A 20,172-nucleotide genomic window follows, 5' to 3' on the forward strand; every position below is an offset into this window, starting at 1 on the left:
AATGAGCATCGTTCAATCTTATATTACTGATGAAAAAGGAAATATCAAAGGAGTTATTTTAGATTATAAGACATTTAAGAAAATTGAAGAGTTGTTATTGGATTATGGGCTTTTAAAGGCTATGGAGGAAGTTGAGAATGAGGAAGAAATTGATTTAGAAACTGCTAAAAAGTTGTTAGAGCAGTGAAACAATGGAAGTATCTTTTAAAAAAATCTTTTATTAAAGATTTAAAGGAGTTACCTAAAAATATTCAAGAAAAGATTAAAAAATTAGTTTTTGAAGAGATTCCAAATAAAAATAATCCACCTGAAATTCCCAATGTAAAAAAGCTAAAAGGTGCAGATAGTTATTATCGAATTAGAGTTGGAGATTATAGAATTGGTTTTAAATATGAAAATGGAAAAATTGTGTTTTATAGAGTTCTACATAGAAAACAAATTTATAAAAGATTTCCATAAATGAAATTTTTGGTGGTTTAAATGTCAGAGATTATTGAGGTTATTTATGAGGATGGTGTTTTAAAGCCATTAAAACCATTAAAAATAAAGGATAAAAAGAGATTAAAAATTAAAATTGTTGATGATGATGTTGAAGAATTTTAAAATCCATGATAATAAAAAAGTGTAAGGGTATTGATATAAAAAATCAAAAGAGGCATGCTACATTAGAAGTTAATTTCTAAACTCTTACAAATATCTAAGATTTTATCTTTGCTTAACTCTTCTATTTTGTAATACTTAAATCCAAATCTATTAGCGATCTCCTTTCCAATCCCAATCTTTATAAATGATTGTGGTTCTGTATCAATTAATATAACGTTAATGCCCTTTTCAGCTATCTTCTCACATGCATCAAAAACCTCTTTAACATAATCCTCCTTAACAGCTACATTTGGTTTGAAATCGCTAATTACAATCATTATTGGGATAATATTTGGATTTTTTCTAATCTCTCTATCAAAGACCTCATAACTCTTAATAAAGGCATCAGCTAAAGGTGTTTTTCCTCCAGTTGGTAAATCTTTTAATAGTTTCTCTCCCAACTCTACTGAAGATGTGAATGGCAAGATTAACTCAGCTTTATCCTTTCTAAATGCAATCATTCCAATTTTATTCCTCTTTTGATATGCATCTAAAAGTAGAGAGATTATAGCCCCCTTAGCAGCTTCCATTCTTCTCATTGCTCCCATTGAGCCACTTGCATCAACAACAAATAATATATGGGAGGATATCTTCCTCTGTCTAACTTTCTCAACAATATCCTCTTTTTCTAAGTAGATGGCTAATTTTTTGTTGGCTTTTTCTCTTCTCTTTTTTTGATGTATTGCCGCTCTTCTAAATGTTGCATCGAAGGCAATATCTATAATTTTATCATTAGCAAGTTTAAATTTAATATACCTCCCTCTTCTGCTGTAGCTTTTAATATGCCTTCCAGAACCATATCTATGGATATTATCTTTAAGTTTGAATTGTATAAGCTTAGGATTTACCTTAACACTCTCATCTATGCCAAAGGTTTGTTCAAAATCTCCAGTAGTATCTTCATTTTGGTTATTTTGATTATTAGAGTTGTCATTATTATCTCTTTCATCGTTACTGGTTTCTTCCTCAAACTCATTCTTTATTTCATCATGTTTTTTTTTACGTCATCATCTTTATGCTCTTCTTTCTCTTCATTATCTTTATTATTTTGCTGTTTAAATTCATTAATCATCTGCTCCAACTTCTCTTTATTTAGTTGTGGAGGTTCAAATGGCTTTCTTCTCATTCTATGTGGTAGAGCCAACTCCATAGCCTCTTTAACATCATCTATAGTTACATAAGTTCGTCCATTGTAAGCAGCTAACGCCTTAGCTGTTCTAACAACGGTTATATCTGCTCTATTTGTCTGAATTCCTAACTCAATACAAACTTTAGATATAAATTCTAAGAGGTCATCACTTATCTCAACTTTATTTAAAAGCTCTCTTGCTTTAATTATCCTCTCTCTTAATTTGTTCTGCTCTTCCTCAAATTTCTTATAAAATGCCTCTGGATTTTCGTTGAATTCCTCAACTCTCTTTATAACCTCTACCCTATCTTTAACATCATTTAATCCTTCAACATCAACCATTAAACCAAATCTATCTAAGATTTGAGGTCTCAACTCTCCCTCCTCTGGGTTCATAGTCCCTACTAATATAAATCTTGAAGGATGCTTTATCTTAACTCCTTCTCTCTCAATGATATTCCAACCCATTGCTGCAGCATCCAACAAAACATCAATTATATGGTCATCCAGTAAATTAACTTCATCAATGTATAGGATATTTCTATTTGCCTCTGCTAAAATTCCTGGCTCTAATGCTTTAATTCCTTCTTTTATTGCCTTCTCTATATCCAATGTTCCGATAACCCTATCTTCAGTAGCTCCAATTGGGAGATTAACTACTTTCATCTTCTTTTTTGTAGTTTTTAACTCTCCTCTCTTTTTCTTTTCTTTGCAAATATCACATAGGTTTCCATTTGGGTCGCAGTTGAATGGACATCCTTCAACAATTTCAATCTCTGGGAGTAAATCAGCCAAAGCCCTAACTGCTGTAGATTTCGCTGTCCCTTTCTCTCCTCTAATTAAGACACCACCAATCTTTGGATTTATTGCATTTAAGATCAATGCTTTTTTCATCTTTTCCTGTCCAACTATTGCTGTAAATGGGTAAATATACTGCATAATCATCACACTTTTAATGGTTTTAATAGAAGATTTTAATAATATTTAATATTAATTTTTTATTTTTATGAGTATTATAATACTTTTTACGTTATTTTAGGTAGGCATTAACTTATATTTAAACGTTAATGTTGCTGAGATAAAATTAATTTTAATAATGGCTGAGATGGAAAGATAAAAAAAGTTTGTTAATAAAATTAATATGTCAATTTTATGGTGAAATCAATGATTGCTGTAATTAGTGATATACATTCAAATTTAGAGGCATTAAATGCAGTTTTGAATGATATAAAAAATAGAGGTATTAAAAAAATCTTTTGTTTGGGAGATATTGTTGGTTATGGAGCTAATCCAAACGAATGCGTAGAATTAATAAGAGACCTCAACTGTTTAAGTGTAGTTGGAAATCATGATTATGGAGTTTTAGGAAAGGAGAGCTTAGATTACTTTAATAAATATGGGGCTATAGCAATACTATGGACTAAGAAGGTAATAAAAAATGAAAATCTAAAATTCTTGGATTCTCTACCTTTAATTATTGAAGAGAATATAAAGGGCAAAAAAGTTATCTTCTCACATGCAAATCCTAAGCATCCAGAGATTTGGGAATATCTATTTCCTGATTATGTTGATGATGTATTTAATTATGGAGATTTGATATTTGTTGGACATTCCCACATACCATTTGTAAATTCTGAAGAAGGCAATTTATTGCTTCATGAAGGAAAAATATACTTAGATGAGGATAAAAAGTATCTGATAAATCCGGGTAGTGTAGGACAGCCAAGGGATGGGATAAATAAGGCAAGCTACTGTATATTTGATGAAAAAGATTTCAAAATAGAGATTGTTAGGGTAGAATATGACATTAAAAAAGCTTATGAGAAGATTGTTAAAAATAGATTACCTGAATGGCTTGGTGAGAGGTTATTTTTAGGAAGATAATTTAAAGAAATCTTCCGTATGTTAAAATTGCTTCAATAATAACAAACGCCACAGTAACTCCAATTACATGTTCTGGCTTAACTCTAATTTTTGAAAATGTCTCATCCATGTATCTTATTAGCCCAGCACTTGTTGCTAATCCAGTTTCTTCTCTTTTGCTCATGATTTCACCAATTTTTTAACTTTTTCAACAATTCTTTCGGAAATTTCCTTTTTAGATCCAGAGATTTTCTCAACTTCATATTTTGTTATAATATAAACCTCGATATAATCATCTCCAAAATAGTGCTTACTTAAATCATTGGCTATAATCATATTTAAATTGTATTTATTTAGTCGCTCCTTAGCCCTATTTATAAGTTCCTTTTCATCTAAATTGTATTCTGCTTTAAATCCAATAATTACCTTATCCTTATAAATCCTTCTTAACTCTTCTAAAACTTTAGGATTTCTCTTTAACTTTAATATTAGCTCTTCTTCAGAACTTAGCTTACCTTCAAAACTCTCAACAGTAAAATCAGATATTGCTGCCGATGAAATAATTATATCAAAGTCCTTAGCCAACTCAATAGCTTTATTTAACATCTCCTTAGCTGTTAAAACCTTATGATTTTTTATATAATAAGGTGGCTCTAAACCCATAGCGGTTATAACCTCAACATAAAATCCTTCTTTGCAAAAAGCTTCAGCTAAAGCAACACCCATTTTTCCAGATGATAAATTAGATATAACTCTAACTTTGTCTATAAACTCAACAGTCCCTCCGTTTAATATTAAAACTCTATTTCCTTCTTTTTTTAAGTTATTTCCGATTTTTTCAATAACTGCTTTAACAACATCCTCAATATTTGCTACTTTTGCCTTCCCTTCTTCAAACTTTGGAGATATGATATAAATTTTATCTTTCTCTTTAAGCTTATCTATATGTCTTTTAATTGCATTGAACATATTTTCATGCATTGCTGGGACAATAAATATCGGTTTATTTCCAAAAAACATTAAGGCAGTTGTATTTACAATATTATCTGCAATTCCTAAATTTATTTTTGAGATTATATTGGCTGTTGCTGGATATATTAAAAGGCAATCACATTCATTGTATAAAAGGATATGCTCAATATCTCCAGTTATCTCTTCATAAACCTCATTTCCACAACCAAATTTTAATGCCTCTTTGCCTATAATCTTCTTTGTCTCTTCTGTAATGATGCAATAAACCTCTGCTCCATGCCTTATCAATTCTCTCATTAACTTTGGTGTTTCAATAGCCGCTATTGATGAAGTTACAGCAACTAAGATTTTTTTATTCTCTAAGAGCTTTGATTTAGTTCCTTTTAATAATTTAGTTGGGTGCATGATTTCACTTATCATATATTTTTAAACCAAATTCTTTTAATCTCTCAAAATGTTTTTTGTTTTTAGTCCATAATGGATAATTTTTGATTATTGCGGTGCATGCAATATATAAGTCAGCATCGTCTATTAGCATACCTCTCTTTTTTAATTGTCGGTAAATTTTTGAAAATGGTATAATTATCTCTTCATCAATATAAACAATCTCAAACAACTCTTTAAAAATATTTAGAACTTGTTCTTGTTTGTGTTCTGAAATACCTCTAATAAATTCGACTGCTGTTATTATTGAAATCGCTTCTCCTCCGAGTTCTTCCAATCTTCTTTTTTTAAAATAATCAATTAAAACTGAAGTATCGACCAATATTTTACTCTCTTCTTTTTCTAATTTCTTCTTCAATTTCTTCAATATTTTCACCTTCTAATAATTCATAGAGTTTGTTAGCAAGTAATTTATATCTAACATATCTTTTAACATCATCTTTGAATTTTTTAGCATCAATATCTTCTGGAATTTCAAAAGTTATAGTAATCCTTTTTGTTTTAGATTTTGCAGAAATCATTCTAAATCACCTTATTTCTATAATTATATGTTTGTTTATTTAAATTTTTCTTATTTCATTTTCAATTCTTTCAATTTCTTTCTCTTTATCTTTCCACCAGTTTTTGCTCTAAATTCTTATTATTTTCCATCCTTTCATTTCCAAAAACTTATTTATCAATATTTTATATAATTAATTATATAAAAATTTTATTGAAATTTTAAATTTATAATTATTTTACATTTTGGACAGATAAACCTATCTCCAACACATTTAAATTCATAAGAACAGTTTGGACATCTAACTACTTTTATAAAATTATCTAAGCTATCCAAATCAATAACTGTAAATTTTTCTATCTCTTCCATATTCTCCACGAATTAAAGCTTTTAAGTTCCAACTTTTACTGGCTCAGCTAAATCTCTAATCAACCTAACAGCTGAATAGGCAGCCAATGCAGAGGTTCTTGGATTTTCTTCAAATGGAACATTTTCAATACAAACTCTCAATGTTCCTATAGAGCTTTTAACAAATAGTTCATGTTTGTTCAATTTAGCATTTGGGTCTGCAACAATAACAACCTTTGCTGGAAACTCTGCGGCTATCGATAAAGTAACTGAAACATTTATATTTGCTGGAAATTCTTTTATAGCTTTAAAAACATCCCCTTCAAAAACAATTACTGGATTTTTTATATCTTCTGGTTTATAACCAAGGTTTTTCAACGCATCCTCTAAGGCAGCAACTGGTTTTGTAGTTTTTAAAACAACCTCCTCTATCTCTCCCAATCTCAGAGCTTTTATGGCATCTAAGCCACCAATAGCTCCAGAGGGCAGATAAATCTTTCTTCCAACAGTTTTAGCTAAATCTCTAAGTTTTAAAAACAGCTTTTTATCTGCCAATGCACCAACACTCATTATTAAAACATCCTTATTATTTATTAAAGATTTTTCTGCAATCTCTTCAACTGCCTTTATTGAAGCTGCCTCAACAACTAAATCTAAATCTTCTTTAACTAAATCATCAATACTACTACATATCTTAGCCCCAGTTCTTTCTGAAAGTGTTTTTGCCTTGTCAAAATTTCTATCATAGACAGCGGAGATTTTGGCATTTTTTATAGTTCCATCTAAAACTTTTTTTGTTATAAAATTGCCAATAGCTCCACAACCAACAATACCAATTTTAAGCATTAGTTATCCCTCCTAAAAACAATAAAATAAAATTTTTTAGAAAAATAAATAATAAGCCTAATTTATTATAAAAGACAGAATATATTATTGTTTTTTTATTACTTCTTTAAGAACCCATAACCAGAATCTGCAGGAGGTTTAACCAATATTATATTTCCAATTGCAGTTATTAAGTTGAATGGCAAAACAACCTTCTTAGAAGGGTCGGTAACATAGTCTTTTAAACATCCATTTTGAATGTCTGAAACAATTAAACCACTAATAACTCCCTTATTTAAATCAAGCATTACATCATAGACCTTCCCAACGTATATGGCTGTCGTTGTGTATATTGGTTTATCTAAAATATCACTAACTCTAATTGCCATTGCTATCCCCCTAATTTTTATACTCCTTTAACTTAAAAAATTACTATTTATTTATGTTTATTTAAATCTTTTGTGTGGTAATTATGGAAGGATTCAAAATTGCAATGAAGGTTATTGATGAGATTGATAAAAAGATAAAACCTTTAATTGGCTGGGAAAAAGCAGATGAAGTGGTTAAAATAGGTGCAGATGGGACTCCAACGAAAAGAATTGATGTAATTGCTGAAAATATGGCAATAAATATTTTAGAGAAGTTTAGTGGAGGGATTTTAATAAGTGAAGAAATTGGATTGAAAGTTGTTGGCGATGAGTTAGAGTATATTTTTATCTTGGACCCCATAGATGGAACATACAACGCTTTAAAATCTATCCCCATATATTCAACTTCAATAGCTGTAGCAAAAATTAAAGGGGAGGATAAAAAACTAATTAGAGAAAATATTAATAACATAGATTGGATTAAAAGTTTTATAGCTAATAAATATACAATAAATGATTTATATGTTGGAATTGTGAAAAATTTAGCTACTGGAGATTTGTATTATGCTATCAAAGGAGAAGGAAGCTTTTTAGAGAAAGATGGGGAAAAAATTAAAATAGAAACAAAAAATATAAAAGATTTAAAAGAAGCATCTGTTGGATTGTTTGTTTATGGGTTATCTAATGATTTGTTAGAATTTTTAAAGGAAAGGAAGGTTAGGAGGGTCAGATTATTTGGTTCTATGGCTTTGGAGATGTGTTATGTTGTTAGTGGGGCTTTAGACGCTTATATAAACGTAAATGAAAATTCTCGTCTCTGCGATATAGCTGGGGCTTATGTTATCTGCAGAGAGGGAAATGCAATTGTAACAAACAAAAATGGGAAACCATTAAATATGAAATTACATTTAATGGAGAGAACATCTTTAATTGTTAGCAATAAATATTTACATAAAAAGCTTATAGCTTTATTTGGCAACAGATGGATAATAAAGCCAGTGAAATTTGGAATAGTTGTTAGGGAGGATAAGGAAGAGGCAATTAACTTGGCTATAGAGATTTGTAAATATCTAAAAGATAAAAACATCCCCTTCTGCGTTGAGGACTTTTTAAGAGAGAGAGTTGGTGGCGATAAGTTTGATATTTCAGCAATCTCTCATATTATTGCTATTGGTGGGGATGGAACAATACTTAGGGCTTCAAGATTGGTTAATGGAGAGACAATACCTATAATAGCTGTAAATATGGGAAAAGTTGGATTTTTAGCTGAGTTTTGTAAAGATGAAGTTTTTGAAATAATTGATAAGGTAATATATGGAGAGTATGAGATAGAAAAAAGAAGTAAATTATCTTGCAAAATAATAAAAGATAATAGAGTTATAAAAACACCCTCTGCCTTAAATGAGATGGTTGTTATTACAAAAAACCCTGCAAAGATTTTAGAATTTGATGTATATGTTAATGATACGCTTGTTGAAAATGTTAGGGCGGATGGAATAATTGTCTCAACACCAACTGGTTCAACAGCCTATTCTCTAAGTGCTGGAGGGCCTATCGTTGAACCAAACGTTGATTGCTTTATAATATCACCAATATGTCCATTTAAGTTATCTTCGAGACCTTTAGTGATTTCCGCGTCAAATAGAATTAAACTAAAGCTTAAATTGGAAAAACCTGCTTTATTGGTTATTGATGGAAGTGTTGAATATGAAATAAATAAAGATGATGAGTTAATCTTTGAAAAATCCGACAGCTATGCTTATTTTGTAAAGGGGCAGAGTTTTTATAATAAGTTGAGCAGATGCCTTGGAATTAAATAAATTACTTTATCACGAACTCCCTAACTTTCTCTCTTATATTTTCACTCTCCATTATTGATGAGCCAATTAAAGCAGCGTCAGTGAATTTTAAAACATAATTTAACTGCTCCTTTGTATATATACCACTCTCTCCAACCTTTATTTTATTTTTTGGGATTAATGGGGCCAATTTTTCAGTTGTAGATAAATCAATCTTTAGGGTTTTTAAATCTCTGTTATTTATGCCTATAATTTTAGCTCCAGCATCTAAAGCTATATCTATTTCATCTTCACTGTGCGTCTCAACTAAACATTCCAAATCATTTTCTTTTGCATAATCTAAAAACTCTCCAATGTCTTCTTTTAATGATGAAACAATTAATAACACTGCATTAGCTCCAATCTCACTTGCTACATCAATCTGATAAAAATCAACAATAAAATCTTTCATCAATATGGGAATATCAAATTCTCTTGCAACAATTAAATTTTTATAACTTCCATTGAAGTATTTTGGTTCAGTTAAAATAGATAAAGCTGTTGCTCCTCCTTCCACCATTTCATTGGCAATATTTTTTACATCTTCGAGATTTATTTCTCTTATGCTACCTTTTGATGGAGAAGATGGCTTAATCTCTGTAATTATTGGGTTTTTTATTTCTTTAGCTTTTTTTATGGCTTTTGATAATCTTAACTTTCTCTTTTTTTCTACATCTATATCTAATTCATCGATAAAACTCCTTAAGTTTTTGATTATGTCTTTTCTCTTTTCTATCTCAACCATTTTTTTTCTATTTGCTACAATTTCATCTAAGACTTTCATATTATCACATTTAATAAAAAGAATTGCTATTTAAAAAAGGTAGGATAAAATAAAATAATAGTATAAGCTCTTATTCACTATTTTCTTCTTTTTCTTCTTTTATTTCTATGTTTTCTTTTGTAACATTACTTTCTTCCTTTTTTTCTTTAATAAGTTTTTCTATAACGACATTTCTTGGGGTTATTAGCAAATGTTCATCTCCTAAAGCCAATAACATTCCTCCAAATTTTGCAACTTCATTTCTCATCTTTCTGATGATTTCGATAAATTCATCATCAATCTCCTTCTCTAAGTTGGGAGTTTTTGCTATAACGATATATCCCGCTTCAGCCATCACTATAGCATTTACAGCATCTTTTTCATCTTCAATACTGCAAACCTTTATAATTACTTTCTCTTCTTCAACTGGAGTTAGTGGGATTTCCTCAATTTCTTCTAAGTAGTCATCTACAGATACTGGTGCGGGGGTTGAGAAATTATCTCCTTTTTTACTCAAAAGTTTCTTTAGCTTTTCTAACATTGCATCACCTTTTCAAATACTTAATAATTATATCCAACAATTCAGGGATTCCTTCAAAAGTTTTTGCTGATACAAATATTGGAGTATTTTTTATTCTTCTTTCAACATAATTCTTTAAATGTTCTTTATCACTATCATTTAATAAATCACATTTATTGATTACCACTATAATAGGTTTTTGGTATCTGAATTTTAACAAGTGGTGGAGTCTCTCAAAGCTCCTTAATAATCCAACACTGCCATCAATTACATGTATAATCATATCTGAATCATTAATCTCCTCAAACGTCTTTTCTAAAACTTTTGGTGTCATAATTGGGGATTGTTTGTCAGTTGTTGTATATAATCCTCCCAAATCAACAAACACTAAATTCACAAATTCTGGCTCCTCCTTAATTCTCCCAATCTTCAACTTTCCCCAGTATCTTTTTATGGGCATTTTTGTAGTTCCACCTACCTCAGACACTAATGAAACATATTTTCCAAACAATGCGTTCATTATTGATGACTTTCCAGCATTTTCTGGGCCAATAATGGCTATTTTAAACTCTTTATCTTGCATAGTCTCACATTATAGCTTAATGTCTTCACACAACTTTGGAGCTAATGAGTGATGCTCAGCCAAACCTAAAGCAGCAACAGCCCCTATTATCCCTCCTTCTCCATTAATTGGAATTATTTTTATGTTATTTCTTAAAGCTATAGATTTTGCTTCCTCTATTTTAACCATTTCTTTTTTAGCTTTTAATGCAAAGAGCTTCATACTTTTTGATGGGAAAAGGCCATAATAAACAGCCATTGCTGTTTCATCTGATAAACTTCTTTCTTTTAATAATTTTTTAATGAATTTATCCAATTTGTATTTATATTCTGGATAGACCGCAAAACTTAAAGCGATGGAGACACAGTTTTGAGTTTTATTTGGATTTCCAGGATAAAGTTGAACAATTGTATGGTCTAAATAATAACCAAGCCCTTCTTTCTCAACTTCTAAACCAATCTCATGTGCTAAAACCCATGTAGCTCCTTCTTCTTTTGTATCTGTGTCATCAATTCCAATAATAACCTTTTCCATTTTTGGAGTTATAACCTCTGCCTTTCCAAGCCTTGAACCACCTCCCTTTTCTAAAATATTTACTTCAAGGACATTTTTGGCTCCCTTCCTTAACTCAGCTCCTACGCCTCCTCCAGCTAATCCCGCATAGACAATATGAACTCTATTATTTTCTATATAAACTTCTTCAATTCCTGCTGCCGATAATGAAGGGACTAAATTTAATTTTTCTTTACCAATTTTTGTTACAAAGTGGTGTTTGTTTCCTTCTCTCCATGCTGATAAGATTAGAGGAGAGGTTCTTTGATATTGATAGATAACCCATTCACTACCGTTTGGACAAGGATGTTCTTCAACTATCTCAACAAGGTTTAAGGCATCATCTACCATTGCAATGACACTTTTATAATTTACTGACATAGAATCACCTGTGATATTTAAATAGGACTTTCGCAGAGGTAAATTTTATTATTTTTTATTATCATTATTGTATAGGACGTAATTGTATATGGATGTACAAAGGTGTTAAAGTTCCAAATAGAACTTTTTTGTAGTTTAAAACATTAGGTCACTTTTTTGTGCAATGATAAATTTTAGTCTACGAACGTTCTATCAAAGATGATATTATAAAAAACTACAGAAAGTCCTATTTGAATTTTATGAAAATTGTAATAAGATATGAAAATAGTTTAATATTTATTAATAATGCTTATATAATTTTTGATATAGTTCTAATTATATCTCCATCTGAAATTATTCCGACCAATTTATTGTTTTTATCAACTACGGGTAGTTGGTTAATAATCTCCTCTTTCTTTCCACTGATATCCATCTTTTTAATTGCTTCTAAAATACTGGCATCTTCATGTATCGTAATTACATCCTTTGTCATCACATCTCCTATTGTAGTTTCTAATGTATATTTATCTCTTATTAAATTATAGCCAATATCTGTTGTTGTTACTATACCAATAACCTTATTTTCATCATCAATTACTGGTAGAGAGCTAATTTTATATTTTAACATTTTTTCAAACGCTTCTACTACTCCCTCATGTCTTTTTGCAGTTATTACGTTTTTTGTCATTACATCTTTTACTTTTATATTTTTAAGAGTATCAATCATTTATAACACCTAAAAAATTTTAAAAGTTTTGGATCAAAAATTTTTAGGTTTAAATACATTATTTAAGAACTATTATATAACTTAGTTTGGTTAAATATTAAATAGTAACACATTTATATAGTCAGAAGGTAATAGAAAATATTTTATATTACATTTGGACTAAATAAGTCCAATAGTGGCTATGTGATATTATGGAAATATTTAAACTCTTAAGAAAAGATAGAAAGATGTTATTTCTAATGTTTATTGGAACAGTTTCTTTTTTATTTATATTTATCCCATTTCTTAAATTTCAGATGATAGGTTCAAGTCATAAAATTAATGCATATCCAAGTTTATCAGCTGTATGTGGTCTTTTATTGGGTCCAATTTATGGATTTTTTGCAGTTATGTTGGTAACATTAATATACTTTTTTTTAAATCCAAAAGCATTTTATTTTGGAATTTATTCTTTAATACCTCCTACATTAGCGGTTATATCTGCTGGAGCGTTATCTGAAGGGAAATGGAAATATTCAGCTATAATTTTAATTGTGGGTTTATTACTATTTTATTTAACAGATGTGGGGAGGGTAGCTTTTTATTACCCATACCTTTCAACTCTTGCTTTATTACTTATCCTCATTTTTAGAGAAAAAATAAGTAAATTGTTGTTTAGTAAAGATTGGAAAAAAATGATAGTTGGGGCTACAATTTTATCATTCTCATCGGTGATGACAGACCATCTATATGGTTCAATTTTGGGAATTGTATATTTACATTTGCCAGCAGAGGATTACATTTCAGTAATTCCTCTCTTTATTAAAGAGAGATTAATAATGACTGTAATAGGTGCATTTTTTGTAATTTTTGCAATAGAAATTAGCAAATGTTTCTTAAAAAATGCTACAAAATTAAAGGAAAAATTATTAAAAAGTTATATTGATAAAGAAATAAAAATAAACTGCAAAAATATGTTGAATGTAGATGAAGAGTTATTAAAGAAATATAATGTTAAAATACCGTCGGAAGAAGAACAGAAAGAAATTTTAAAGACACTTGTGGAAGTAGTGGTGTTCAATAACGATAAAGATGAAAATCGATAAAGATGAAAATCAATGAAAAACACTATAAGTTCAAAAATTTATATATAGACTACGAAAGCCCTTATAATAATGTGCTTTCCTTTATTTTCTCAATGACCTTTGGAATATCCCTTTCTTTTACCTCCTTTAACTTTTCTAAGGCATCAACGATTTTGTCGATTTCTTCAACAAATTTCTTGTCTGAAGAGGTTAGATAAACTATTTCCTTTTTTGCATAAGACTGTTCTACAAGGGAATTCTTATGAATTATGGATATACACTCTAATCCTAAGATTTTCTTAATATCATTAATTACACTCTCTGGCAAATCTTCGGCTTTGTTTATTATAAACCCTGCAGGTGTGCTTTCTAAATAGTTCTTTCCAATAACTATTGTATTTATAGCCCCCTGCAAACTTGGACCAAAGGCAGTGTAATCCAAAACCGGGATAAAGTAGTCGGAAAGACCTAAAGCTAAGTAGGTTTCAACACCGCTTGATGTTGATGGAGCATCTATAAACACATAATCATAATCTCCTAACTCCTTAAATCTTTTTAAAATATTTATGTCGAATTTTAAGTAATCGGCAAGTGATTTTCCAACTGCCAATAATTCGATATTTTCAATTGGAGTATTAACGATAGCATCTTTTATTGGACGTTCTTCTTCTATAATATCCGCCAAAAATATGTTTGATTTTACATTTAGAAGATGGGACAATGACTTTGACCCAACATCTCCATCGATTAGTAAGATTTTTTTACCTTTTTTTGCTAAAGCTGCTGCAGCATTTGCTGTGATAATTGTTTTTCCAGTTCCTCCCTTTGCAATTGAGAATGTGATTACCTTCATTTGTATCCACCTATAATCCAATTATTTATTCAACTATTGCTTAAAAGAATTATTCCAAAAAGCGTTTAACAAAACATTTAAAGGAAATTAAGTTTTAACAGCATGTTTTTTGTGATTATCTTTCTTTGTCTCCAAGCATTCCTATTATAATCTTTGGAATTTTTGCTTCTTTCCACTTTGCTTCCCATTTCATAACATTTTCAATAATTTCCAATGCTTCCTGGCCTTTCTTTGTTAAATAGTATTTACTTCCATCTTTCTGTATTAAATTTTCATCCTCCAATTCATTTAATCTTTCCGCCAATGTTCTCGTGCTAACCCCACATCCTTCCATATCTAAGGCGTTTTTTATGCTCGTGAAGGAATTTACTCCCTCTTTAATTTTATATAATATCTCTATCGTTCCCTTCTTTCCAAGCACATAGAAGATTGACATAATCCCACGCTAAATTTATTTTAATAAAATTTACTAAACTTTGACAATTTATTTTCTTCCATTTATTTCATTATGGTTAGGTTTATATAGTTTAATACTTTAGATTACTACCCGTATTTAAAATTTACCTACAATTACTTATTTTTAGATTTGAATATTTTTAAATAGTGTTATTAGTAATCTTTTTATACCCTATTAAGACATAAGTAAGGAAGGAACTTTCCTTCCTTCCAGTATTGTTTTCATTGGTTGATTAATTTATTATTGTTTATGAAAAAGTTAAAATTTACAAAGATACGGATAATTTGAACTCCTTTCAAAGAAATGAGTTATTAATGTCTTAAATTATTAGGGTGAAATATATGAAATTAGTTGAAGTAATTCTACCTCAAGAAAAAATTCTACCCTGCATAAATATTTTGAAAAGATACACTATTATAGATGAGTATGTAGTTTCAGATATAAAAGAAAAAAGTAGTAAAAAGGTTGTTATTGAATATAGGGGGTAAATATATGAAACAGAAGTATTAGAGGAATTTACAAAAATTGAAGCTGTTATAGATGAAGATTAAACTAGATAAATGCTTACAGGATTTACGTGAAATACTAAAATCAGAAAAATAATTGTTTATGATGTTGTAGATACAATACCAAGAGTTCAAAAAAAGAAAACTAAAAAAACAAACACTATGAATTTAAATACTATTTAATGTGGAACATTATCAAGAGAAGAACTTTTAAAACAATTAGGAATTAAAGAGCCAGATGAGGACTTCATAGAGAATATAATAAAAGAGGCTTTTGATTATGGAGAGGATATAATATTAACAGATGATGAAATAAAGGATATGGAACTTTCAATTGAGAATGAATTAGATAAAAATATCTTATCTATATTAAAAGACCAAGATTTAATTGAAGACTATGCTTTAAAGGTTAAAATTGAGAGATGCAATAATAAATACATCTGCACATGTGATGTTATAATAATACAGAAAAAACTCTTTATCAAAAAACCTGTAAAAATTGAACCAATAAAGAAAAGATTAATGGAAATTTTAGAGGCTAAACCATACAACGTGGAATATAGAATTGATATTAGATTATACTGAATATTACTTTTTTAAATTAAAATTAGAAATCTAAACTAATTATTTCTAAATCTAAATTTGAAGATAAGAACTCTTTAAATTTCTTTAATCCAAAAACTTCAGTTGAGTAATGAGTAGCATCAACAACCACTAAACCAAGCTCCTCAGCTAAAATTTTTGAATGATGAGTTAAATCTCCAGAAAGATAGACATCTGCTTTCTCAGCAACATACTTTATGGATGATTGAGACAATCCATAACCAGATAAAACAGCTAATTTAAAGTTGTCATCTACCTCTTTACTTTTAACAACAATAGGGTTTTTGTGAATGTATTTTTTAGTTATCTCCAAAAATTCCTCAAAACTTCCTTTAAAAATTCCAACTCTTCCAAGTCCATTATCATATAAGGGCTTTGGATTTTCTAAATTATAAAGTTCAGCTAAAGCATCATTCAACCCATTTTTGCATATATCTAAATTTGTATGAGCAGAGTAGAGGATGATGTCATTTTCCATTAATATCTTTAGTTTTTTGTAAATAACTCCAGTAAAATTTCTTATAGGGTCTTTTAATAATGGATGGTGGGTAAATAAAAAATCTACTCCTTCTTTTTCTGCTTTTTTAATAACTGATAATGAAGGGTCTAAGGCAATACCTAGCTTTTTTATCTCTTTATCTAAGTTGTCTCCAACCTGAAGACCAATGTTATCTCCCTCAATAGCCAAATCTTTAGGAGCAAAGGTTTCAATAAACTCTATAATCTCTTTAGCTTTCATATTTACAACCTCCATGCATTTATAACCATAAGTTCCTCAAATGGAACTTTTAAACGGGCGGATATTTCAACTTTAAAACCAAGGGGTTTTAATTTGTTTATTGTTTCTTTTTCTCCAGTTAAAGAACTCTGTAATATTTGAACTACTCCTCCCTTTTTTAAATAATTTGGTAACTCATAGATAAACCTATCTAAAATTTCCCTTCCATCTTTTCCTCCATCAAATGCAAAATTTAGATAGCTGTCTATTTTTTCATCTTCAGATGTTGGTAAATAGGGAGGGTTAAATAATATAACATCAAACTTTCCAGTAACATTTTCAAATAAATCACTCTCAAAAAATGAGATATTAACATTATTTAGTTTGGCATTTTCTTTAGCTAATTTTACAGCATAAGGATTTATATCAACACCAACAATTTTTTTAGCTCCCTTTTTTGCACATGCAATTGATATTAATCCAGTTCCCACACCTATCTCTAAAACATCTTTATTTTTAACATCTACAAGGTTTTTTAGTAATAAAATTGAATCTTCAGCAGGTTCATAAACTTCGGGATGTAGTTTTAGTTTAATTCCTTCTATCTCAATTATCATTAATTCTCACCAAGAAGAATTATGTGAGTTGAGGATTTTAAATTTTGTTATTATATTTTTAAATATGTGGATTTACAGTAATAAAATAAAAAGTTGAGTTTATTCCAATATATCCAAGTTTAAAACCTCTTAGAGGTCTGATTTTAATAAAAAGATGAATAGATACCAAAAGTATAAGATAGTTATTTCCATCCTCCAAGAGGTCTTATTTTAATAAAGAGTATCTTTCTCCTACACTGACTCCTAATATCGTTTCCATCCTCCAAGAGGTCTGATTTTAACTAAATTCTTTTTTTAACTTTTTAAGGTGAGAGGATGTTTTTTCCATCCTCCAAGAGGTCTGATTTTAACAGGGCAATCATTCACAACATAATATACTTCATCACTCTTAATATTTAAGCTTTTCTATACCATATTTTTCTAAGGGTAAATAACCATCTTACAATATAAACCTTTTAGTATTTAAAATTTTATCTCTTTACTAAAACTAAGCATTTTTATCTTTTTAAATTCAAAAATTTAACTTGTCTGTTAGAGAAATCTTATTTAGATAATTATTTAATTTTTATTTTCAAAAATCTGAATAATTCAATAAACTTAAATATTCTAAATAATCAAACCAGCAAACCCTTAGAAATTAAATAAAAATCCTTTGAACTAATTAATAACTTCTAAATGCTCTTATTTTCAAAATCCAAACATATTCAACAAGACAATCCATTAACCAAACAACAAAATTAAAAATCCTAAAACCCAAATAATAAATTATAAACAGACTTCTATAAGTAATTTTCTGAAAATGCTTTTTTAAATAAACATCAAACTATAAAAATCATTAGCAATTAATTGGAACTTAATCAAATAATAAAGTCAGGTGAAAAAATGGCTGTGCATCCAATTGATTATAGATATGGAACACCAGAGATGAGAAAAGTTTGGGAAGAAGAAAATAAATTGGAAAAAATGTTAAAGGTAGAGGCTGCATTAGCTAAAGCTCAGGCAGAACTCGGCTTAATTCCAAAAGAAGCCGCTGAAGAGATAAACAAAAAAGCATCAACAAAATATGTAAAATTGGAGAGAGTTAAAGAAATTGAGAAACAAACAAAACATGATGTTGTTGCAATGATTAGAGCTTTAGCTGAAGTATGTGAAGGAAATGCTGGAGAATACATACACTTCGGAGCTACATCAAACGATATTGTTGATACTGCCAACTCCCTACTAATAAAAGAATCCATTGAAATTATAGAAGATAAGTTAAAGCAGTTAAGAGATATATTATTAGACAAAGCAGAAGAGCATAAATACACTGTCTGTGTAGGAAGAACACATGGACAGCATGCAATTCCAACAACCTATGGGATGAGATTTGCTCTATGGGCGGCTGAGATTGACAGACACTTAGAGAGATTAAAAGAAGCAAAAAAGAGAATATGCGTCTCTATGATTACTGGAGCTGTTGGAACAATGGCGGCTATGGGAGAGAAGGGTTTGGAAGTGCATAAAAGAGTTGCTGAAATCTTAGGCTTAGAACCAGTTTTAATCTCAAACCAAGTTATTCAGAGAGACAGACATGCTGAATTCGTCTTTTTATTAGCTTTAATTGCTCAGACATTAAACAAGATTGGAGTTACTGTTAGAAGTATGCAGAGAACTGAAATTGGAGAGCTAGAAGAAGAGTTCGACCCTACAAAGCAAACTGGTTCATCAACAATGCCTCACAAGAGAAATCCAATAACCTTTGAGCAAATCTGCGGTTTATCAAGGGTTATAAAATCACTATGTATAGCTGAAATGGACAATATCCCATTATGGGAAGAGAGGGATTTAACAAACTCATCAGCTGAGAGATGTATATTTGCAGAGGTTTGCGTTTTAACAGACCACATCTTAACATTAGCAATTAAAGGAGTTAAAAAGCTAAAAGTAAATAAAGAAAATGTTGAGAGAAACTTAGAATTAACAAAAGGACTGATAATGGCTGAGAGAATAATGATTGAATTGGCTAAGAGAGGTATGGGCAGACAAACAGCTCATGAAATAGTAAGGCAGTGTGCAATGAAAGCCTATGAAGAGAAAAGGCATTTAAAAGATATTTTATTAGAAAATGAGGAAGTTATGAAGTATATAACAAAAGAAGAGTTAGAGGAATTGATGAATCCTAAAACTTACATAGGTTTAGCTCCACAGATAGTTGATGAAGTTATTAAAACTCTAAAGAATAAAAAGTACTAAAAATAATGGCTTATCCTATTTTTTCTATTTTTAACTTCTATATTTTCAGTTTTGGTGATTTTTATGGATTTTATGGGAGCAATATCAAAAGATGGATTAAATATAGCAAATAAATCAAGGGAAATCGTTAGAAATAAAATAAAAGAGGTTTTAGGAGACAGAATAAATGAATTCAACGAAAAAGAAATGGGAATTATTGAAAGAGTAGTTCATGCTACAGCAGACCCTGAGTATGCCAAACTTTTAGTGTTTAAAAATAACCCAATAGAGGAAGGAATTAAAGCTATAAAGGAAGAAAAACCAATAATAGTTGATGTAAATATGATTAAAGCTGGGATTAGATATAATAAAGTACATTGTTTTATAAATCATCCAGATGTCTATGAAGTTGCTAAAAAAGAGGGGATAACAAGAGCAGTAGCTTCAATGAGATTGGCTAAGGATTTGATAGATGATGGAATTGTAGTTATCGGAAACTCCCCAACTGCATTGTTTGAGGTTATAAGATTAGTTAAAGAAGAAAATATAAAACCAAAATTAATTGTTGGAGTTCCAGTGGGGTTTGTTCAGGCATCAGAATCAAAAGAAGCACTTAGAGAGGTAAATGTTCCAAGTATATCAACCATAGGCCCAAAAGGAGGAACTCCAGTAGCTGTTGCCATAATTAACGGCATTATTGCCTATGCAAAAAATGAAAAAGCTTAAGG

General features: G+C 29.7%; 27 protein-coding genes and 1 pseudogene. 10 read left to right on the forward strand and 18 right to left on the reverse strand.

Annotation, left to right across the window (positions count from 1 at the left end; genetic code table 11):
* Position 1: 1 nt before the first annotated feature.
* Genes MJ_RS04855 through MJ_RS09335 form a run of 3 tightly spaced genes read left to right on the forward strand, consistent with a single transcriptional unit; the run spans position 2 to position 603 of the window.
* Positions 2 to 187: an antitoxin gene (locus MJ_RS04855; protein WP_064496658.1), complete on the forward strand. Its 186-nt coding sequence runs from the start codon at positions 2 to 4 to the stop codon at positions 185 to 187.
* Positions 184 to 459, forward strand: a complete 276-nt coding sequence (locus MJ_RS04860) for a type II toxin-antitoxin system RelE family toxin (protein ID WP_010870423.1) — start codon at positions 184 to 186, stop codon at positions 457 to 459. The genes MJ_RS04855 and MJ_RS04860 overlap by 4 nt, the downstream gene beginning before the upstream one ends.
* 21 nt (positions 460 to 480) lie before the next feature.
* On the forward strand, positions 481 to 603 hold the full coding sequence (locus MJ_RS09335; RefSeq protein ID WP_083774544.1) for an antitoxin family protein: 123 nt from the start codon (positions 481 to 483) through the stop codon (positions 601 to 603).
* Positions 604 to 665: 62 nt separating this feature from the next.
* On the opposite strand, the gene MJ_RS09950 is transcribed toward MJ_RS09335, so the two are convergent.
* Positions 666 to 1,190 (reverse strand): VWA domain-containing protein, encoded by a 525-nt coding sequence (locus MJ_RS09950; RefSeq protein ID WP_010870424.1) that lies wholly within the window; start codon positions 1,188 to 1,190, stop codon positions 666 to 668.
* 431 nt (positions 1,191 to 1,621) lie between these two features.
* Positions 1,622 to 2,710 carry an ATP-binding protein gene (locus MJ_RS04875; protein ID WP_064496660.1) on the reverse strand — a complete coding sequence of 363 codons (1,089 nt, stop codon included), beginning with the start codon at positions 2,708 to 2,710 and terminating at the stop codon, positions 1,622 to 1,624.
* A gap of 225 nt (positions 2,711 to 2,935) precedes the next feature.
* Between MJ_RS04875 and MJ_RS04880 the strand changes: the two genes are divergently transcribed.
* Entirely contained in the window at positions 2,936 to 3,655 is a 720-nt protein-coding gene (locus tag MJ_RS04880) for a metallophosphoesterase family protein (protein ID WP_064496661.1), read from the forward strand.
* Position 3,656: 1 nt separating this feature from the next.
* Here MJ_RS04880 and MJ_RS04885 read toward each other — a convergent pair whose 3' ends face one another.
* From MJ_RS04885 to MJ_RS04910, 7 genes are all read right to left on the reverse strand, one after another.
* Positions 3,657 to 3,818 (reverse strand): preprotein translocase subunit Sec61beta, encoded by a 162-nt coding sequence (locus MJ_RS04885; RefSeq protein ID WP_064496662.1) that lies wholly within the window; start codon positions 3,816 to 3,818, stop codon positions 3,657 to 3,659.
* Positions 3,815 to 5,011 carry a bifunctional phosphopantothenoylcysteine decarboxylase/phosphopantothenate--cysteine ligase CoaBC gene (coaBC, locus tag MJ_RS04890; RefSeq protein WP_064496663.1) on the reverse strand — a complete coding sequence of 399 codons (1,197 nt, stop codon included), beginning with the start codon at positions 5,009 to 5,011 and terminating at the stop codon, positions 3,815 to 3,817. The genes MJ_RS04885 and coaBC overlap by 4 nt, the downstream gene beginning before the upstream one ends.
* Before the next feature lie 4 nt (positions 5,012 to 5,015).
* Positions 5,016 to 5,426, reverse strand: a complete 411-nt coding sequence (locus MJ_RS04895) for a type II toxin-antitoxin system VapC family toxin (RefSeq protein ID WP_010870428.1) — start codon at positions 5,424 to 5,426, stop codon at positions 5,016 to 5,018.
* On the reverse strand, positions 5,377 to 5,571 hold the full coding sequence (locus tag MJ_RS04900; RefSeq protein WP_064496664.1) for a hypothetical protein: 195 nt from the start codon (positions 5,569 to 5,571) through the stop codon (positions 5,377 to 5,379). The genes MJ_RS04895 and MJ_RS04900 overlap by 50 nt, the downstream gene beginning before the upstream one ends.
* Positions 5,572 to 5,759: 188 nt before the next feature.
* On the reverse strand, positions 5,760 to 5,918 hold the full coding sequence (locus MJ_RS09590) for a hypothetical protein (RefSeq protein WP_162828715.1): 159 nt from the start codon (positions 5,916 to 5,918) through the stop codon (positions 5,760 to 5,762).
* A 21-nt stretch (positions 5,919 to 5,939) separates the two neighbouring features.
* Complete coding sequence (locus MJ_RS04905; protein WP_010870429.1) at positions 5,940 to 6,743, reverse strand: aspartate dehydrogenase; 804 nt, start codon at positions 6,741 to 6,743, stop codon at positions 5,940 to 5,942.
* Between the two features lie 98 nt (positions 6,744 to 6,841).
* On the reverse strand, positions 6,842 to 7,111 hold the full coding sequence (locus tag MJ_RS04910; RefSeq protein WP_010870430.1) for a PRC-barrel domain-containing protein: 270 nt from the start codon (positions 7,109 to 7,111) through the stop codon (positions 6,842 to 6,844).
* A gap of 83 nt (positions 7,112 to 7,194) precedes the next feature.
* Here MJ_RS04910 and MJ_RS04915 point away from each other — a divergent pair, with 83 nt between their 5' ends.
* Entirely contained in the window at positions 7,195 to 8,910 is a 1,716-nt protein-coding gene (locus tag MJ_RS04915; RefSeq protein WP_064496665.1) for a bifunctional NADP phosphatase/NAD kinase, read from the forward strand.
* Position 8,911: 1 nt separating this feature from the next.
* Here MJ_RS04915 and MJ_RS04920 read toward each other — a convergent pair whose 3' ends face one another.
* From MJ_RS04920 to MJ_RS04940, 5 genes are all read right to left on the reverse strand, one after another.
* Positions 8,912 to 9,712 (reverse strand): indole-3-glycerol phosphate synthase TrpC, encoded by an 801-nt coding sequence (locus MJ_RS04920; RefSeq protein ID WP_010870432.1) that lies wholly within the window; start codon positions 9,710 to 9,712, stop codon positions 8,912 to 8,914.
* Positions 9,713 to 9,782: 70 nt separating this feature from the next.
* A complete protein-coding gene (gene sepF, locus MJ_RS04925) occupies positions 9,783 to 10,232 on the reverse strand; it encodes a cell division protein SepF (protein WP_010870433.1) in 450 nt (149 codons plus the stop codon).
* 4 nt (positions 10,233 to 10,236) lie between these two features.
* Positions 10,237 to 10,794, reverse strand: coding sequence for an Era-like GTP-binding protein (locus MJ_RS04930; protein ID WP_010870434.1), 558 nt, complete (start codon positions 10,792 to 10,794; stop codon positions 10,237 to 10,239).
* Between the two features lie 9 nt (positions 10,795 to 10,803).
* A complete protein-coding gene (gene mmp11, locus MJ_RS04935) occupies positions 10,804 to 11,706 on the reverse strand; it encodes a methanogenesis marker protein 11 (protein ID WP_010870435.1) in 903 nt (300 codons plus the stop codon).
* Between the two features lie 289 nt (positions 11,707 to 11,995).
* Positions 11,996 to 12,412: a CBS domain-containing protein gene (locus tag MJ_RS04940; RefSeq protein ID WP_010870436.1), complete on the reverse strand. Its 417-nt coding sequence runs from the start codon at positions 12,410 to 12,412 to the stop codon at positions 11,996 to 11,998.
* A gap of 191 nt (positions 12,413 to 12,603) precedes the next feature.
* On the opposite strand from MJ_RS04940, the gene MJ_RS04945 reads away from it, so the two are divergent.
* On the forward strand, positions 12,604 to 13,497 hold the full coding sequence (locus MJ_RS04945; RefSeq protein ID WP_010870437.1) for a hypothetical protein: 894 nt from the start codon (positions 12,604 to 12,606) through the stop codon (positions 13,495 to 13,497).
* A 61-nt stretch (positions 13,498 to 13,558) separates the two neighbouring features.
* Here the strand turns inward: MJ_RS04945 and MJ_RS04950 are convergent, their stop codons facing one another.
* Together MJ_RS04950 and MJ_RS04955 are read right to left on the reverse strand one after the other, a co-directional pair.
* On the reverse strand, positions 13,559 to 14,329 hold the full coding sequence (locus MJ_RS04950; protein ID WP_064496666.1) for a MinD/ParA family ATP-binding protein: 771 nt from the start codon (positions 14,327 to 14,329) through the stop codon (positions 13,559 to 13,561).
* A gap of 115 nt (positions 14,330 to 14,444) precedes the next feature.
* Positions 14,445 to 14,765 carry a winged helix-turn-helix transcriptional regulator gene (locus MJ_RS04955; protein WP_010870439.1) on the reverse strand — a complete coding sequence of 107 codons (321 nt, stop codon included), beginning with the start codon at positions 14,763 to 14,765 and terminating at the stop codon, positions 14,445 to 14,447.
* Between the two features lie 362 nt (positions 14,766 to 15,127).
* On the opposite strand from MJ_RS04955, the gene MJ_RS09490 reads away from it, so the two are divergent.
* Both MJ_RS09490 and MJ_RS04960 read left to right on the forward strand, forming a co-directional pair.
* Positions 15,128 to 15,274, forward strand: a complete 147-nt coding sequence (locus MJ_RS09490) for a hypothetical protein (protein ID WP_162484752.1) — start codon at positions 15,128 to 15,130, stop codon at positions 15,272 to 15,274.
* A 225-nt stretch (positions 15,275 to 15,499) separates the two neighbouring features.
* A pseudogene (locus MJ_RS04960) lies at positions 15,500 to 15,877 on the forward strand (DUF2226 domain-containing protein); the annotation flags it as partial.
* 22 nt (positions 15,878 to 15,899) lie between these two features.
* Here the strand turns inward: MJ_RS04960 and MJ_RS04965 are convergent.
* On the reverse strand, positions 15,900 to 16,634 hold the full coding sequence (locus tag MJ_RS04965) for a Nif3-like dinuclear metal center hexameric protein (protein WP_064496667.1): 735 nt from the start codon (positions 16,632 to 16,634) through the stop codon (positions 15,900 to 15,902).
* Positions 16,635 to 16,636: 2 nt separating this feature from the next.
* Positions 16,637 to 17,230, reverse strand: a complete 594-nt coding sequence (locus tag MJ_RS04970; protein ID WP_010870442.1) for a HemK2/MTQ2 family protein methyltransferase — start codon at positions 17,228 to 17,230, stop codon at positions 16,637 to 16,639.
* An 882-nt stretch (positions 17,231 to 18,112) separates the two neighbouring features.
* Here MJ_RS04970 and purB point away from each other — a divergent pair.
* Complete coding sequence (gene purB / locus MJ_RS04975; RefSeq protein WP_064496668.1) at positions 18,113 to 19,465, forward strand: adenylosuccinate lyase; 1,353 nt, start codon at positions 18,113 to 18,115, stop codon at positions 19,463 to 19,465.
* Positions 19,466 to 19,537: 72 nt separating this feature from the next.
* Entirely contained in the window at positions 19,538 to 20,170 is a 633-nt protein-coding gene (locus tag MJ_RS04980) for a cobalt-precorrin-8 methylmutase (protein ID WP_010870444.1), read from the forward strand.
* Positions 20,171 to 20,172 lie beyond the last annotated feature (2 nt).

This window comes from Methanocaldococcus jannaschii DSM 2661 (assembly GCF_000091665.1).
In the GTDB taxonomy this organism is placed as follows: Archaea; AGJL01; Methanococci; order Methanococcales; family Methanocaldococcaceae; genus Methanocaldococcus; species Methanocaldococcus jannaschii.

What these genes read in the sequence shown, in the direction of transcription:
- MJ_RS04855 (WP_064496658.1), top strand. Translation starts at nt 2, where the DNA reads ATGAGCATCGTTCAATCTTATATTACTGATGAAAAAGGAAATATCAAA.
- MJ_RS09335 (WP_083774544.1), top strand. Translation starts at nt 481, where the DNA reads ATGTCAGAGATTATTGAGGTTATTTATGAGGATGGTGTTTTAAAGCCA.
- MJ_RS09950 (WP_010870424.1), bottom strand. Translation starts at nt 1,190, where the DNA reads ATGGGAGCAATGAGAAGAATGGAAGCTGCTAAGGGGGCTATAATCTCT.
- MJ_RS04875 (WP_064496660.1), bottom strand. Translation starts at nt 2,710, where the DNA reads ATGCAGTATATTTACCCATTTACAGCAATAGTTGGACAGGAAAAGATG.
- MJ_RS04880 (WP_064496661.1), top strand. Translation starts at nt 2,936, where the DNA reads ATGATTGCTGTAATTAGTGATATACATTCAAATTTAGAGGCATTAAAT.
- MJ_RS04885 (WP_064496662.1), bottom strand. Translation starts at nt 3,818, where the DNA reads ATGAGCAAAAGAGAAGAAACTGGATTAGCAACAAGTGCTGGGCTAATA.
- coaBC (WP_064496663.1), bottom strand. Translation starts at nt 5,011, where the DNA reads ATGCACCCAACTAAATTATTAAAAGGAACTAAATCAAAGCTCTTAGAG.
- MJ_RS04900 (WP_064496664.1), bottom strand. Translation starts at nt 5,571, where the DNA reads ATGATTTCTGCAAAATCTAAAACAAAAAGGATTACTATAACTTTTGAA.
- MJ_RS09590 (WP_162828715.1), bottom strand. Translation starts at nt 5,918, where the DNA reads ATGGAAGAGATAGAAAAATTTACAGTTATTGATTTGGATAGCTTAGAT.
- MJ_RS04905 (WP_010870429.1), bottom strand. Translation starts at nt 6,743, where the DNA reads ATGCTTAAAATTGGTATTGTTGGTTGTGGAGCTATTGGCAATTTTATA.
- MJ_RS04910 (WP_010870430.1), bottom strand. Translation starts at nt 7,111, where the DNA reads ATGGCAATTAGAGTTAGTGATATTTTAGATAAACCAATATACACAACG.
- MJ_RS04915 (WP_064496665.1), top strand. Translation starts at nt 7,195, where the DNA reads ATGGAAGGATTCAAAATTGCAATGAAGGTTATTGATGAGATTGATAAA.
- MJ_RS04920 (WP_010870432.1), bottom strand. Translation starts at nt 9,712, where the DNA reads ATGAAAGTCTTAGATGAAATTGTAGCAAATAGAAAAAAAATGGTTGAG.
- sepF (WP_010870433.1), bottom strand. Translation starts at nt 10,232, where the DNA reads ATGTTAGAAAAGCTAAAGAAACTTTTGAGTAAAAAAGGAGATAATTTC.
- MJ_RS04930 (WP_010870434.1), bottom strand. Translation starts at nt 10,794, where the DNA reads ATGCAAGATAAAGAGTTTAAAATAGCCATTATTGGCCCAGAAAATGCT.
- mmp11 (WP_010870435.1), bottom strand. Translation starts at nt 11,706, where the DNA reads ATGTCAGTAAATTATAAAAGTGTCATTGCAATGGTAGATGATGCCTTA.
- MJ_RS04940 (WP_010870436.1), bottom strand. Translation starts at nt 12,412, where the DNA reads ATGATTGATACTCTTAAAAATATAAAAGTAAAAGATGTAATGACAAAA.
- MJ_RS04945 (WP_010870437.1), top strand. Translation starts at nt 12,604, where the DNA reads ATGGAAATATTTAAACTCTTAAGAAAAGATAGAAAGATGTTATTTCTA.
- MJ_RS04950 (WP_064496666.1), bottom strand. Translation starts at nt 14,329, where the DNA reads ATGAAGGTAATCACATTCTCAATTGCAAAGGGAGGAACTGGAAAAACA.
- MJ_RS04955 (WP_010870439.1), bottom strand. Translation starts at nt 14,765, where the DNA reads ATGTCAATCTTCTATGTGCTTGGAAAGAAGGGAACGATAGAGATATTA.
- MJ_RS09490 (WP_162484752.1), top strand. Translation starts at nt 15,128, where the DNA reads ATGAAATTAGTTGAAGTAATTCTACCTCAAGAAAAAATTCTACCCTGC.
- MJ_RS04965 (WP_064496667.1), bottom strand. Translation starts at nt 16,634, where the DNA reads ATGAAAGCTAAAGAGATTATAGAGTTTATTGAAACCTTTGCTCCTAAA.
- MJ_RS04970 (WP_010870442.1), bottom strand. Translation starts at nt 17,230, where the DNA reads ATGATAATTGAGATAGAAGGAATTAAACTAAAACTACATCCCGAAGTT.
- purB (WP_064496668.1), top strand. Translation starts at nt 18,113, where the DNA reads ATGGCTGTGCATCCAATTGATTATAGATATGGAACACCAGAGATGAGA.
- MJ_RS04980 (WP_010870444.1), top strand. Translation starts at nt 19,538, where the DNA reads ATGGGAGCAATATCAAAAGATGGATTAAATATAGCAAATAAATCAAGG.